The following is a 13,056-nucleotide window of genomic DNA, read 5'->3' as shown; positions in this document are numbered from 1 at the left end:
GGGCCTCAGTTCTTGGAGTTGTCGCCTTCGGTCTTATCCTCCGAGGCAGTTTTCTGTTCCTGTATTTCTGCTATTTTGACTGCTTTTCCTGGAAGCACTTTTGAGACCCCGTCGACTACTATCCTATCGCCGTCTTCGAGCCCTTCCTGTATCAGACATGTATTTTTGATCGTCTTTAATATTTTAATGTTCCTTACTGCTGGGACGTTAGTTTCATCCAGCAAATAAACGATAGGTCCGGAAGATGTCTGCAGCACTGACCTCAGCGGTATGTTTATTACATTGTGTATATAACTTCCGTAAACATAGACCCGTACAAACTGACCCGGATACAATTGGTTTCCGGGGTTCTTAAAAACTGCCCGTGCTCTTATGTCAGCGGTTGAAGGATCAACAAACTGATCCTGGAAGTCGATCTTTCCTTTTTTGTCGTAATATGAACCATCCCCAAGGGCGACCTTTACAGAGATCCCCTCAGGATACAGTTTCAGATGTCCTGCGGATTTAAGCATTTCGTTTGTCCTGTGTTCATCGGCCGGAACTGCAAATTCAACATAGACAGGATCTGCCTGTACGATAGTCGTAAGGAGGCTGCCTTGAGCATCAAGGGTTATCAGGTTGCCGACAGAGCGTTCTTCCTTGCTGCTCAGACCGGAAATAGGAGCTCTGACAACAGTCCAGTTAAGATCGATCTGCGACTGTCTGACAGCGGCTCTGGCAGAATCAACTGCCGCATTTGAGGCTTTGAGGGATGCATCTGCGTTGTCAAAGTCATTCTTGCTAACAGCGTTTTTGGAATATAGCGAAGAGATCCTGTCAAATTCAATTTTTGCAAGGTTGGCTTGAACTTGTGCCTGTTTCAGATTTGCGTTGTTTTTGTTCAGAGTTGCCCTGTAGGGAGCTGGGTCTATACGGAAAAGGACCTGTCCAGCTTTTACCGGCTGGCCTTCTTTATATTCTTTGCTTTTGAGGACTCCGTTCACCTGAGCCCTTACCTCGGCTTCTTTGTAGCCTTTTGTCTGTCCGGTGTATTCAAATATCACAGGGAAGTCTCCAGCTTCAACAAGCATATCGCTGACTACAACAGGGGGCGCCTCTGTTATTTTTGAAGCAGCCTCTTTTTTTGCCTCTTCTTTCTTCCAGAACCAGAACCCGCCGGCTGCTATGATGAGCAGTATGATCAAAATAAAGATCAGGTTATTGTTTTTCTTGGGCAGAGCTGCGTCCGGGGACATAGAATTGTCCTCTTCTTTGATTTCGGGAGCTTCAGTTATTTCTTCGTATTTTTCGTTTTCCATAAACTGACTCGACTCCTTATAAAGACATATTTTTTACAGAAAAATTATATCATGTTAAAGTGATGATCTTAATTAGGAAGACTTTTTGATCGACAGTAAAGTCAGAATATATTATAGCGCAGAAATGTTTAACGTTTTAAAAAATTGAGTCTTATTCTTACAATTTCTGAGGAGCTTCCCGTCCTTATAGGGTATTTCCAGGTGCCCGCGCCTGAGCTTATTACAGCCTTGAACTCCCCTTCATCGTGAAGTCCGTAATGGGTGTGGTTCGCAAGGCCTGCGATATAGTTGAAAGGAAATAATTGTCCGTTATGAGTGTGTCCGGAAAGCTGAAAATCAACATGATTTTCAATGGCTTCATCGATCGCGTTAGGTTGGTGGTCCATGACGATGATCGGTCTAGACTTATCTGCGCCGTACAATATCTGAGAAAGCGGAGCACGGTTGCCCTCTCTGATATCTTTTCTTCCGGCAAGGTATATGTCTTCTATGGAGAGCATCTCATCCTGGAGGACCCTTATCTCTGTACCCTCAAAATAAGACAGCAACTTCGAGATGTCTCCAAGGTAGTACTCATGGTTTCCGGTTACAAAATAAGTCCCGTAAGGAGTCTTTATGCTTCCAAGAGTCTCTGCAGAGAACCTCATTATCTCATCATAGGAGGCATGATCGAAAATGTCCCCGCATATCAAAAATATATCAGGAGACAATTCCTCTACCATCTCACTTATCTTCACAAGCTGCTTTTTTGTAACGGAGGTCCCTACGTGGAGGTCTGATACCATAACGATTTCAAGTGAGCGGACGGAGGATGTCTTGTTTATCGATATTTCGTAGGATGTGACCTTGTAGTCGACTGCGTTGTAAAAAGCATAAAAAGTTATCAGGACAGCCGCGATCGGGACTATCAGGCCTTTGGCATATATCCTTGAAAAAAATTTTATTATTTTTTTGTCCCGTATATAAAAACAGCCCAGGAATGCAAAAATATCCCCTGCGATAAAAAGTAAAAAGGAGTATATGAGAGTGCCTAGATAAAACGAGGAAAAGTATCTGACCGGCAAGGTCAGCCACCGGTACCGGTAGATCCACTCCTGAAAGAACAGAGAAGAGAGGAATATCAAAAGCCCCGAAAAAAGGATCAGTGTTGCAGCATATTCAGGTATGTTTGCCTCATAACTCTTCGCCAGCTTTTTATACTTTCTGCTCAGATATATATTTATAATGATCAGCAACAGGGTGCTGACAAGCAAAAATATCATGAAACGTCCCATCGGTCCATCCTGACTGCCTGATTTAATTTGGCTTAATATTATTGATCAGTTTTCGTCTCCTGATCTTGTTTTTTAGAAATTTTAATAAATGCTTCGACTGCATCTTTATCGAACCTTACTCCCGAGAGTCTTATTATCTCCTCTACAGCTTCGTCATTTGTTTTACGCCTGTCATAATTATCATTCGTCATTGCATCGTATGCTTCTGCAACAGCGATTATCCGGCTTGAAAGAGGGATCTCCTCCCCTTTTATCCCTTTAGGATAACCAGTCCCGTCCAAGTGCTCATGGTGGCTCAGGACGCCTTCCGCCAGGTCAATAGTATCGTCAAAAAGATTAAGTATGCGATATCCAACTACAGAATGCTGCTGCATTTTTCTGTACTCTTCCTCTGTGAGGTCCCTGTGCTTGTTAAGGATATCATCTTCAAGGACGATTTTTCCTATATCGTGGAAATAACCGTTTTCACCGAGTCTTTTTATCAGAGCCTTTGAAAGGCCCATCTCCTCTGCTATCTTTTCACACAGTACCGAAACGTTCTCTGAATGTCTCTTTTCCCTCGGGCTCCTGTTGTGGAGGTTGTTTATGATCTTTCGGATCATATTCTTGTTGTTCTTATTTCTGTTGATCGTCTTATCTTTATACATAAGATTCTCTGCGATCTCGATCATTTCGTGCATGGATTCTTCTGCGGAGGTTTTTGTGCTTGCTCCCAGGGAGACGCTTCCGATAATATCGTTTGAATTTTCGTTTGAGAATGACTTCCTGATCTCTTCAATTACATCTTTTGCTCTGTCAGCGTCTGTGTTTGGCATAATAAGGGCGAACTCGTCGCCACCGATCCTTGCTGCAAGGCCTTCGTTTCCGGAGGCCTTCTTAAATGCAGCTGCTGCTTCTGTCAGCAATCTGTCTCCGGCTGCATGTCCAAAGATGTCATTCGTCAGTTTAAGTCCGTTGAGATCTCCGAAGATCACGGATATCGGAAGGTTATCTTCAGTATCAAGAACGGGTATCTGCTCTTCAAAAAAAAGCCTGTTGTTTATATTAGTAAGTGGATCGTGATAAGTCAGATATTTTATGTGTTCTTCGTTTTTTTTGCGTTCTGTGTTGTCCATGAACGTAATTACAGATCCAACCATTTTGCCATCCCTATACTGAGGATATGAAGAGTATCTGACATCAAAAAAAGTGCCGTCCTTGCGCCAGAAAATCTCGTCATCTACATAAACTCCCCTACCGTTTTTAAAAGACTCCATAATTTTACATTCACTGAGGGGAAAGGGTGTCCCATCCCGTCTTGTGTGGTGTATCTGGAAATGCATGTTTTTGCCCAGCAGCTCTTCCTGGCTGCTGTAGCCGAGCATCCGGAGAGCACTTTCGTTGCAGAAGGTGCATAGTCCCTCAGTATCCATTCCATAAATACCTTCGGCAGTGGAGTCAAGTATCAGTTTAAGCTGTTCCCTGTTTTCCTGGAGGACAGTATTGGTCGCTTCGAGGTCTTCAGTCCTATCTTTTACTTTTGTTTCGAGGTCTTCTACATGGCTGCCGATCGTAGCTGCCAGCATATTGAAAGTCGCCGCAAGCTTTCCGATCTCGTCTTCCCTGAATATTTTTGCTCTCTCGTCAAAATTACCGTCATTTAATTTTTTCGCACTGAGATTGAGGCTCTCCAGAGGTTTAAGGAGGTTACCCACATAGCTGATGTAAAGGAACGATAAGGTCAGCATAATTATTGTTGAGAAAATGATAGTCAATCTGATAGTCTCATAAATGTCCCGGGTAAGTATTGCATCAGGAATGGATGTTATCAGGAGCATGTCTACGCCGGTCGTTTTGAATTCAGAGATGTTTATATGGCTGCTTTCTCCATTTACGACTACATGATCTTCATCATTGTTTGCCAGGTAATTTTCATAGCCCCGTATAATGCTGCTGTTATTGATTTCATTTATACCGGTCATTTTTAACGAGCCGTCGGCATCAACTTTAAAATTGGGAATTTGCAGAGAATTTGCGACGAGTTCTCCTGTATTTTTGTCTACTATGACCGCAGATGCTCCGTTTCGCTTAACTATGTCGTTCAGATATTGGTCCATCCTTGAAAGCGTTATATGTGTGCCAAGAACGCCAATAAGCGAGCCTTCTTTGTCATATACGGGTGTACCGACAGATACAGTTAGGTCATCCAATACAAAATGCTTGTAGAGAGGAGAAAAGGATGTCTTGCCGCTTTCCTTTGCGGCCTTATACCAGGGTCTCGTGCGGGGATCGAAGCGCCCTGTTTCAACAACAAGCTCCCCTGCCGTCATATCCTCCCTGACTTTGTAGTATCTGGACTTTCCTCCGGTATCGGTGTTGTTTTTCATGATTTCGACATTGTTGTCTTTGTTTCTTCGAGCACCGTAATATTCACCCTTCTCTGTGCCGATGCTTATGCTGTAAATGGGAGTGCTGCCGTGTGCACTTAGAAGTCCGACAAAAAATTTGTCACGGATCGTTTCATCGTCGAAATCCAACACACCATTTCGGATCTGATTTTCTGTAACTTCGTTTAAGTATTGTGGAAGTTTTACGAATCCTTCGAACTCCCCATATATAGTTTGGTTCATATCTTTTGCTATAGTTGAAAGGATGCCGTCTGCTGTGCTGATCCAGTTAGAGAAAAGGACATAGTATACGATGGCAAAAGTTACCAGTGTCGTCGTAATGTATATTGTCATAATATTTCTCTTGATCGAACTACGATTCAGGAATCTCACAGCACAACACCCCATGTTCGGTAATATATGATAAATATTAATTATGAAAATACTGACAAATATTGAAAACATGATGTTGCTAGTTGACCTGTCTCGTGCTCATGCAAAAGAATATTCAGAAAACCCGGAAATGACAATCAATTTTACATTATCTGCATTGCATTGAATATAGTATTATTAGCATTCTTTTTTGTAACTAAATTTATTTTTAAAATATATGATTTTCATTATGATGAAAACAGCCAAGGAAGATCGCAGCTTTACAGCCTTGACCATCCTTGGCTTCTGTTGATCCATAATAGTTTGATTTGTTACGCTTTCAAGCGGTTTTTCGGTAATTTAAACTAATATCTCAGTTCCCGCATTCATCGTGGTGCGCATGCTCATGGCAGACAGACCCGGTAGATTTAAGTTCGCCCGCAAGATATGATTTGGCTGATTCTTCTGAAGATCCTGCCGCTCCAATTATTACCTCTATGTTGTGCTGGTTGAAGATATCTATCGCTCCTCCGCCCATACCGCCGGAGATGATCACATTCACTCCCATGTCATTGAGGAAATTGGGGAGGAATCCGGGCTTGTGCCCCGGATTTGGAACTGTTTCTGTGCCGATGATCTTTTCATTCTCAGTGTTGAATATCATAAAGTTCTCACAATGTCCGAAATGACCTGTAACCATACCTTTTTCACTTGCGACTGCGATTTTCATAATTACTCATTCCTCCGTAATTTCTAATTTCGGGACACGATATCCCGTATGTCAAATTACCTCAAATACGCTTCCTGCGGAAATTTTGTGGAGCATCTGCCCCATTGTTCTTTTTAGGATATTGTAAGCTTCGTCCCCAGTGCAGTGTCCCGTGTAATATTCTGCAGCTGAATCCAGCAGATACCTTCCTATTTCAAAGACAGTTATCGGATCTTCGCTTTTTCCCGAAGAATGGCTGTAGAGATGGAATCCGCCTATAACATGCGTGGGCAGTTCTCCATACTTTTCTACATAATGCTCAAGTATGTTTACGATACCGCTGTGAGCGCATCCTGAAAGGAGGACAGTGTTGCCTTCTTCTCTGATGATGAGATTCTGTTCGTGTTTGAATTCGTCAGCTCTTGATTTCTCATTTCCCTCTTCCTTCATAAAAAGTGAAGAGTTGCATGAAGGAGACAAAATTTTCTGCCGTACACCGGAAAAGATCTCAAGTTCATCATCTATTTTTGCGTCGCCGTCAATAAATACAAACCTTTCCTGTGGAAGCAGTTTTTTATCAAGTCCTATGTACTTTTCTTTTCCCTCCTTCACTGAACAGTAATTTCCAAAGGCAAATTTATTTAAATATACCAATGCTTTTTTATTCACTTCAAGAAAAGGGTCTAACCCTCCTCCGTGGTCGTAGTGTCCGTGAGAAAGGATAACTTTGTCTACCGATGGTATGTCTATACCGAGTTTCTCGGCATTCTCAATAAAGATCGAGCTGGCTCCGGTGTCAAAGAGGATGCTCTCTCTCTTTGTTTTAACGTGGATCGACAATCCATGCTCACTTTTTATTTCAGGTGAAATTGATGTGTTTTCTGAAAGAACCGTAACTATCACTTTTGTGAGTGCCTCCCTTCAGCAAATAGCAACAGCATTGTCTTATTGAACACTTCCTTAACTGCCGCTCCGGAAGGGCAATCGATGTCAGCTATGCTCATTCCTTTGTTAACAGCCTTGACCGCCATGTAGTCAAAAGGAATACTGCCGGCATAAGGTATCCCCCCAAGTTTGCAGAAATCCTTTATCCTATTTGCATTGTCAGGGTTTGTGTCAGATTTGTTCACACAGACTGCAATTATGACCCCAAATATTCGGGCAGTTTTGATTATCCTTTCCATGTCGCTTATACCAGAAAGAGAAGGTTCTGCAACTATCAAAACCATATCAGCACCACTGAGAGAAGCTATTACAGGGCACCCTATGCCGGGAGAACCGTCTACTATAGCCAGCTCAATATCCCCCGAAGCCTCTTTCATCTGTTTCTTTACTTGTGAAACAAGCATTCCCGTTGTTCCGCTTCCCATTTTCAGCTGGGCCGTTGAAAATGTTACAGGGCCTTCCTTAAAAAACATAAGATCTCCCGCAACAGAAGGATGAAGCGATACTGCATTTACAGGACAAACAAATTCGCATACTCCGCATCCTTCACATCCAAAGGCATCAACAAAGTGAGATCTTTCATTTACTCTAATAGCGTCAAATCTGCAGTTCTCCATGCATTTGCCGCAGTTTATGCAAATGTCAGGATCGATCTCTGCCTTTGGCATCCCATAATAGTCTTTCCTTGATGGTGTTTTGGAATGTTTCGTTATCAGATGCAGGTTAGGTGCGTCAACATCACAGTCAGCGTATGCTTTGGCTTCTGAAAGCCTGATGAAAGCACTGGCAACAGTTGTTTTTCCTGTGCCGCCCTTACCGCTCAGAATTAACAGCTGCTTCATGAGACACCTCCCTGTAGATTTTTTCAAGCAGGGAAGAGAAAAGATCCCGATATTTTTTGCTTTCTCTTGCTGCTATCTTCCCGTTCGAGTTAAGTGTGCCAAGTTCAACGTCAAAAGGAATTTTATCCAGGATCTTTATTCCGTTTTTCTTGCAGAACTCCTCTGTTGGGTCACTTTGATCAACACATTTGTTGATAACGACAGAATGCGGCTTTTTGAAAAGCTTGACCAGAGACCAGACCATCTCAAGGTTATGTCTTCCGAATATAGTAGGTTCAGCAGCCAAAAGACAGTAGTCTGCATCTTTTATGCTTTCCATAACGATACAGGCGCTTCCCGGAGGGCAGTCTATGAATATTGGACGATCATCTTTGTAAGATCCGCATTGATAAAGGAGCTCCTTTATTATTGGAATCCCCGAAGCTATTCCGGTTTGCATCATTCCTGAGAGAACGTGTACTCCCTCTGAATCGCCGACAGAAAGTGTTCCCACGGCCTTTTTCCTTTCAGTAAGAGCATCCTGTGGACATACAAGCAGGCATCCTCCGCAGGAGTGGCATACATCATCAAAAATTTTCAGTTTTTCGTTTATGTATGCTAATGCGTTGAACTTGCAGAATTCGACACATTTTTTACATCCGTTGCATTTCTGCGGGTCGACCTGTGGGATCTTTACAGATATCTCCTTTTCAATGTTCCATTGAGGCTTGAAAAAAAGGTGACCGTTTGGTTCTTCTACATCACAGTCAACGTATACAGAAGCTATCGCAGCTGATGCCAGATTGACAGAAAGCAGTGTTTTCCCTGTTCCGCCCTTGCCGCTTAATATTGCTATTTTTAAATTCTTAACCGCCATGTCCGTGAAACCCGGCATGGATCTCCTGAAGCAGACCAAGACGTTTTTCTTTGAAAGCGGCAATACTTTCTTTTATAGATGAACTTTCTGTTTTATAAATCAAAATACCGGCTGCGGTAAGCACTTCGGCAGCATTCTGACCGCATCTGGGTGTCAGGATTGCGGATACTTTTGAGTCTACTATTGCCTGGGCAGCCTTTATTCCTGCCCCGCCCTGGCTGGAAGCAGCAGAATTGTCAATAAACTCAACAGTCTCTGTTTCTGTGTCGTAGGTAAGAAAATATGGTGTCCTGCCAAAAGACTGACAGACTGTAGAATCAATGTTTTTGTCATCTGCAGGGATCGCTATCTTCATTTTGTATCCTCCGTCAGTTCAATATTATTTTTGCTGCAGTAGTTTTTTAAGGCGCACCGAAGGGCACTGACCCCAAGGAGCGAGCAGTGGACCTTGCTTTCAGGGAGTCCGTCAAGTGCATTGACGACATCATCCTCTGTTATCTTCATTGCCCCTTTGATCGTTTTGCCTTTGGCAAGAACTGATGTCGCGCTCGATGTTGCTATTGCAGCGCAGCAGCCGAATACCAGATAGCTGATATCGCTTATAACGCCGTCTGATATCTTGAGGTAAAATGTCAGTGTATCCCCGCACTCGGGGTCTCCTACGCTTCCTTCTGCGTCAGCATCAGGCATGTTTCCTGCGTTTTGAGGAGACATCAGATGTTCAATTACTTTATCGGAATAAATTTTGATCCACTCCCTGTCATAAAAAGTATCAGATCAATTATTGCCGTGCTTCCTTCTTTGGCATCCCGGATGTCCGCATTCGATTTCGGATCCGTCACAAAGCCTGTACTCTCCTCCTTCGATAAAGAGTACCTTTCCGTTTACCAGTGACTCAGCCAGCTTTTTTCTGGCTTCGTTGTAGATCCCCTGCACAGTAGTCCTTGCAACGTTCATGTGTGCTGCACACTCTTCCTGTGTAAACTGTTCGAGGTCGATAAGCCTTATGGTCTCGTACTCATCGATAGTCATGTTTACAGATTCCCTGGACTCAGCCTCCATATTGAGCGGTCCGAACTGATTGCTTTCAGGCATACAGCAGACTTTTCTCCATTTCACCGGTCTTGGCATATGAGCCTCTCCTTTTTGAACAGGGAAAGAATGACATTCTTTCCCTGTTCATCTAATTCATCTTTTCAAGTTCTTTTTCAAGTGATTCCAGGCGTTTTTGCAGAAAATTCTTCTCGTCTTCAAGAAATTCTTTTTTATTCTCAGTAGATGCATTCATTACTGCACATCCTCTTCCAAACCATCGTCTGAAGCCCCTTCTTATGCCTCCTCCGATGTAAGAGGTCTCTCCTGTTTCAAATGTCCTGACACAAAAACCCATACCTCTTCCGCTCATAGGACCGCGTCCCGTTGGGCCTGTACCGTCTCCTCTTGGCATGATCATCCCTCTTTTGTTATTGACATATGTCATTTACTACTTAATTATATAGCGTTTATGACATATGTCAATAACTGTTTTATTATTTCATATAAAAACGGGAAGACATCTGGTGATGTCTTCCCGTTTTTATAATTATGGTAACTTTTAAGATATCTATTTTGGAGCAGGTGCCTTTACGACGATTAATTCCAACGTTTCGTCATGCAAGTTCTTGAAGTTCATCTTTATGCCCATGGGGATCTTCAGTACGCTTGACGCAGGGTATTCATGCATGTCCTGTTCATTTAATGTTATTGAAAGATTACCTCTCACAACAGTCATATAGACGTTTGAATTTGAAAAATGTTCAGGAGCGCCCTCATTCTTGTTGAAGATCATATGCATGTAGTGTACGTTTTCGTCCTGTATGACCTTTTCAACTACTTTGCTGTCGCCGCCCGCGATCTTGAATACCTGTTCGATCATCTCGTCATCTCCTCTTTTTCTTAATTCATTTATTTTAATATCGTAACATCATATTGAATCCTGTGAATGTTAAAAATGCTTAAAAATGCAGCCTTGGGGTGCGGGGCTGCATAGATCTGGATCATTGATACATCGTTATAACGATTTAGATTACCAGGCCTTCGTTTAGATGTCTGCAGTTCTGGGCGATGGCGTTCATTGAGGCAGCGTTGATAGGATATGCGATCGGCGATGCCGATAGAAGCGGATGCGTCGCTACCTGGAAAGTGTTGAGTTCTGTCGCAGTTAGTCCCTTCTGTATCGCCAGGCTGAGTATGTTGATCATCTCGCCGACACTGTCTCCGCCTGATATCTGAGCTCCGAGAATGACTCCCGAGCACTTGGAGAAGATAAGTTTGATCTGTATAGTGCTTGTTCCCGGGAGGGATCCGGGATGACGGTCCATTGTCGTGAACTCTCCGAGATTGATCGTAAAGCCTTCCTGTCTGGCCCTCGCCTCTGTCAATCCGGCAGCGGCGAATGTCTTGCCGAAGATCTGCGTAGAAAACGCGCTGATCGTACCTTTGTTGGCTCTGATAAGCCTGAGCTGGAATGCATTGCTTCCTGCGATCTTTGCTTCCATTGCCGCAGTTGAAGCTAGAAGGACTGGAACATCCTTGTTTGTGAAGAAACACTTCTTCTCAGCACAGTCTCCTACAGCAAAAATGTCGGGGTCGCTGGTTCTGGTGTACTGGTCAACGATGATCGCGCCCTTCGCGTTGACATCAAGCCCCGCTTCTTTCGCAAGCAGGCCGTTTGGTCTTACCCCAAGTCCAAGAATTACTAGTTCCACAGGGATCTTGTCACCGTTATCAAGTTCAATCGCTTCGGCCTTTTTATCACCGATTATTTTTTTGACTTTTGTATTGGTGAGGACATTGATGCCTTTTTCCTTCATCATCATCTCTATGTCATCCGTATAACTCTTGTCAAAGGCCTGCCAGAGACATGCGTCAGCCATTTCTACTAAAGTCACCTTTTTACCTGTCATGCTTATCTGTTCAGCAAACTCCACTCCTATGAATCCGCCGCCGATAACAGCAACATTATCTACTGTCTCCAGCTTCTCCAGGATAGTGTTCAGATAATCCTGGTTCTTGTAAATCGGAAATACATTTTCGAGTTCATGTCCAGGAATAAATGTAGGGATGATGGGAAGTGAGCCTGTTGCGATAACAAGTTTCTTATAACCGTACGTGTCATTATTTTTTGTGGTTACTGTTTTGTTGTCCTTATCTATCTTCACAACTGTCTCAACTACAAGGTTGATTTTGGCGTCTGCCAGCATCTTGTCAGGGATGACATTTTTGCTTGTGCAGTGAAGAGTACCGTAAATGTATGGGATACCGCAGGGCACCATTACAGCGTCTGTATCCCTGATAACTGTGATGTTGATATCGCCGTATGCCTTACGTGCCATAGTTGCGCTCAGGATGCCGCCTGCGCTTCCGCCAATTACCAGCAGATCTGTCTTCTTCATTTATAAATTTCCCCCTTTGATAAATTACTTCTTATGACGCATTATTTCATCAAGGGTGTTTTACGTCTGTGACAATGTCACGCCTCTGAGGAAAGAAAAAGGAAAAATATAAAAGAGAGGTCACAGGTTGAATTCAGGGGCAAAATTGACTGTTCCTGAGACACCTTCAAGGCCGTTCTTGATCAGTTCACAAGCCATGAAGACACGAGAAGGGAGTTCAAGGTAGGTCTTGATCCCAAAAACTTCAGCTGGCCTGTATCCGAAACGGGGATAATATTCCGGATGGCCGACAAGCAGGGCTGATCTGTATCCAAGGCGTCGGGCCGCATCATGCCCCTCCTCTATCAGCCTGCTTCCTATGCCCTTTTTCTGATATTCAGGCAATACTGAGACGGGGCCGAGGGTCAAAGTCTGATGATTTTTATCACCTTCTCTGATCACAGCCTCTGTGAACATTATGTGTCCTATGGTCTCTCCGTTAAACTCAGCAACAATGGAGAGTTCCGGTAAAAAAGAGCTGCTGCCTCTGAGTCTGACCACGAGATCCTGTTCATCTCCGCTTGTGTACTCCGTGCCTCCGAATGCAGCCTTTACGACTCTATAGACGCTCAGGTAGTCATCTTTTCTTTCTTCTCTGATGATCAAGTCATAAAGATGGATCAGTTCGGTCTCTGCTCCCGCAGAAGTCGCGCCCTCGAGGGCTTTGTTTAAAAGCGTGGCGGTGTTCCAGCTCTTTCTGGGGCTTCCATTGAAGGCAATTATATTCATTTATATTTCCCCCCATTATGTATCTTGGATAGGTTCGCTTACTATCTAGATGTTAACTCACAGTATCAAGAATTACAAATTTCCAGCAGCATAAAGCTAGTTTTAGGCAGATAAATAAGACCCCCGGTCTCTTGTCATAAAGACTTGCCGGCGGTCTTATTTAACGATCATTCATATTGATGCTGAGGCTGT

Annotated in this window: 14 protein-coding genes; all 14 read right to left on the bottom strand. The window is 43.4% G+C overall.

All coding sequences use genetic code 11. From position 1 onward, the window contains the following. Nucleotides 1-5: 5 nt before the first annotated feature. On the bottom strand, nt 6-1,235 hold the full coding sequence (locus tag CVV54_00700; protein ID PKL05610.1) for an efflux transporter periplasmic adaptor subunit: 1,230 nt from the start codon (nt 1,233-1,235) through the stop codon (nt 6-8). 191 nt (nt 1,236-1,426) lie between these two features. Then, the gene (locus tag CVV54_00695; protein PKL05373.1) at nt 1,427-2,572 is read right to left on the bottom strand and encodes a hypothetical protein; all 1,146 of its coding nucleotides are present in this window, start codon (nt 2,570-2,572) and stop codon (nt 1,427-1,429) included. 38 nt (nt 2,573-2,610) lie between these two features. Then, the gene (locus CVV54_00690; GenBank protein PKL05372.1) at nt 2,611-5,403 is read right to left on the bottom strand and encodes a sensor domain-containing diguanylate cyclase; all 2,793 of its coding nucleotides are present in this window, start codon (nt 5,401-5,403) and stop codon (nt 2,611-2,613) included. A gap of 280 nt (nt 5,404-5,683) precedes the next feature. Then, a complete protein-coding gene (locus CVV54_00685; GenBank protein PKL05371.1) occupies nt 5,684-6,043 on the bottom strand; it encodes a dinitrogenase iron-molybdenum cofactor in 360 nt (119 codons plus the stop codon). A 48-nt stretch (nt 6,044-6,091) separates the two neighbouring features. After that, the gene (locus CVV54_00680) at nt 6,092-6,922 is read right to left on the bottom strand and encodes an MBL fold hydrolase (protein ID PKL05370.1); all 831 of its coding nucleotides are present in this window, start codon (nt 6,920-6,922) and stop codon (nt 6,092-6,094) included. Next, nucleotides 6,919-7,806, bottom strand: a complete 888-nt coding sequence (locus CVV54_00675; protein ID PKL05369.1) for an ATPase — start codon at nt 7,804-7,806, stop codon at nt 6,919-6,921. The genes CVV54_00680 and CVV54_00675 overlap by 4 nt, the downstream gene beginning before the upstream one ends. Next, nucleotides 7,778-8,662, bottom strand: coding sequence for an ATPase (locus CVV54_00670; protein ID PKL05368.1), 885 nt, complete (start codon nt 8,660-8,662; stop codon nt 7,778-7,780). The genes CVV54_00675 and CVV54_00670 overlap by 29 nt, the downstream gene beginning before the upstream one ends. Further along, nucleotides 8,652-9,017 carry a dinitrogenase iron-molybdenum cofactor biosynthesis protein gene (locus tag CVV54_00665; protein ID PKL05367.1) on the bottom strand — a complete coding sequence of 122 codons (366 nt, stop codon included), beginning with the start codon at nt 9,015-9,017 and terminating at the stop codon, nt 8,652-8,654. The genes CVV54_00670 and CVV54_00665 overlap by 11 nt, the downstream gene beginning before the upstream one ends. Beyond that, nucleotides 9,014-9,412 (bottom strand): iron-sulfur cluster assembly scaffold protein, encoded by a 399-nt coding sequence (locus CVV54_00660; protein ID PKL05366.1) that lies wholly within the window; start codon nt 9,410-9,412, stop codon nt 9,014-9,016. The genes CVV54_00665 and CVV54_00660 overlap by 4 nt, the downstream gene beginning before the upstream one ends. A gap of 27 nt (nt 9,413-9,439) precedes the next feature. Continuing rightward, nucleotides 9,440-9,793, bottom strand: a complete 354-nt coding sequence (locus CVV54_00655) for a hypothetical protein (GenBank protein PKL05365.1) — start codon at nt 9,791-9,793, stop codon at nt 9,440-9,442. Nucleotides 9,794-9,845: 52 nt separating this feature from the next. Next, nucleotides 9,846-10,109, bottom strand: a complete 264-nt coding sequence (locus CVV54_00650; GenBank protein ID PKL05364.1) for a hypothetical protein — start codon at nt 10,107-10,109, stop codon at nt 9,846-9,848. 156 nt (nt 10,110-10,265) lie between these two features. Further along, complete coding sequence (locus CVV54_00645; GenBank protein ID PKL05363.1) at nt 10,266-10,577, bottom strand: hypothetical protein; 312 nt, start codon at nt 10,575-10,577, stop codon at nt 10,266-10,268. A gap of 145 nt (nt 10,578-10,722) precedes the next feature. Continuing rightward, entirely contained in the window at nt 10,723-12,096 is a 1,374-nt protein-coding gene (locus CVV54_00640; GenBank protein PKL05362.1) for a pyridine nucleotide-disulfide oxidoreductase, read from the bottom strand. A gap of 120 nt (nt 12,097-12,216) precedes the next feature. Beyond that, nucleotides 12,217-12,864, bottom strand: a complete 648-nt coding sequence (locus CVV54_00635) for a GNAT family N-acetyltransferase (GenBank protein PKL05361.1) — start codon at nt 12,862-12,864, stop codon at nt 12,217-12,219. Nucleotides 12,865-13,056 lie beyond the last annotated feature (192 nt).

This window comes from Synergistetes bacterium HGW-Synergistetes-1 (assembly GCA_002839185.1).
Classification (GTDB): Bacteria; Synergistota; Synergistia; order Synergistales; family Synergistaceae; genus Caenicola.
The sequence above is the reverse complement of the archived record's forward strand: the minus strand, read 5'-3'. Positions and strand labels throughout refer to the sequence as shown.

Excerpts from the sequence above, each read along its gene's own strand:
- CVV54_00700 (PKL05610.1), bottom strand. The coding sequence starts at position 1,235 with ATGTCCCCGGACGCAGCTCTGCCCAAGAAAAACAATAACCTGATCTTT.
- CVV54_00695 (PKL05373.1), bottom strand. The coding sequence starts at position 2,572 with ATGGGACGTTTCATGATATTTTTGCTTGTCAGCACCCTGTTGCTGATC.
- CVV54_00690 (PKL05372.1), bottom strand. The coding sequence starts at position 5,403 with ATGTTTTCAATATTTGTCAGTATTTTCATAATTAATATTTATCATATA.
- CVV54_00675 (PKL05369.1), bottom strand. The coding sequence starts at position 7,806 with ATGAAGCAGCTGTTAATTCTGAGCGGTAAGGGCGGCACAGGAAAAACA.
- CVV54_00670 (PKL05368.1), bottom strand. The coding sequence starts at position 8,662 with ATGGCGGTTAAGAATTTAAAAATAGCAATATTAAGCGGCAAGGGCGGA.
- CVV54_00665 (PKL05367.1), bottom strand. The coding sequence starts at position 9,017 with ATGAAGATAGCGATCCCTGCAGATGACAAAAACATTGATTCTACAGTC.
- CVV54_00655 (PKL05365.1), bottom strand. The coding sequence starts at position 9,793 with ATGCCAAGACCGGTGAAATGGAGAAAAGTCTGCTGTATGCCTGAAAGC.
- CVV54_00650 (PKL05364.1), bottom strand. The coding sequence starts at position 10,109 with ATGCCAAGAGGAGACGGTACAGGCCCAACGGGACGCGGTCCTATGAGC.
- CVV54_00645 (PKL05363.1), bottom strand. The coding sequence starts at position 10,577 with ATGATCGAACAGGTATTCAAGATCGCGGGCGGCGACAGCAAAGTAGTT.
- CVV54_00640 (PKL05362.1), bottom strand. The coding sequence starts at position 12,096 with ATGAAGAAGACAGATCTGCTGGTAATTGGCGGAAGCGCAGGCGGCATC.
- CVV54_00635 (PKL05361.1), bottom strand. The coding sequence starts at position 12,864 with ATGAATATAATTGCCTTCAATGGAAGCCCCAGAAAGAGCTGGAACACC.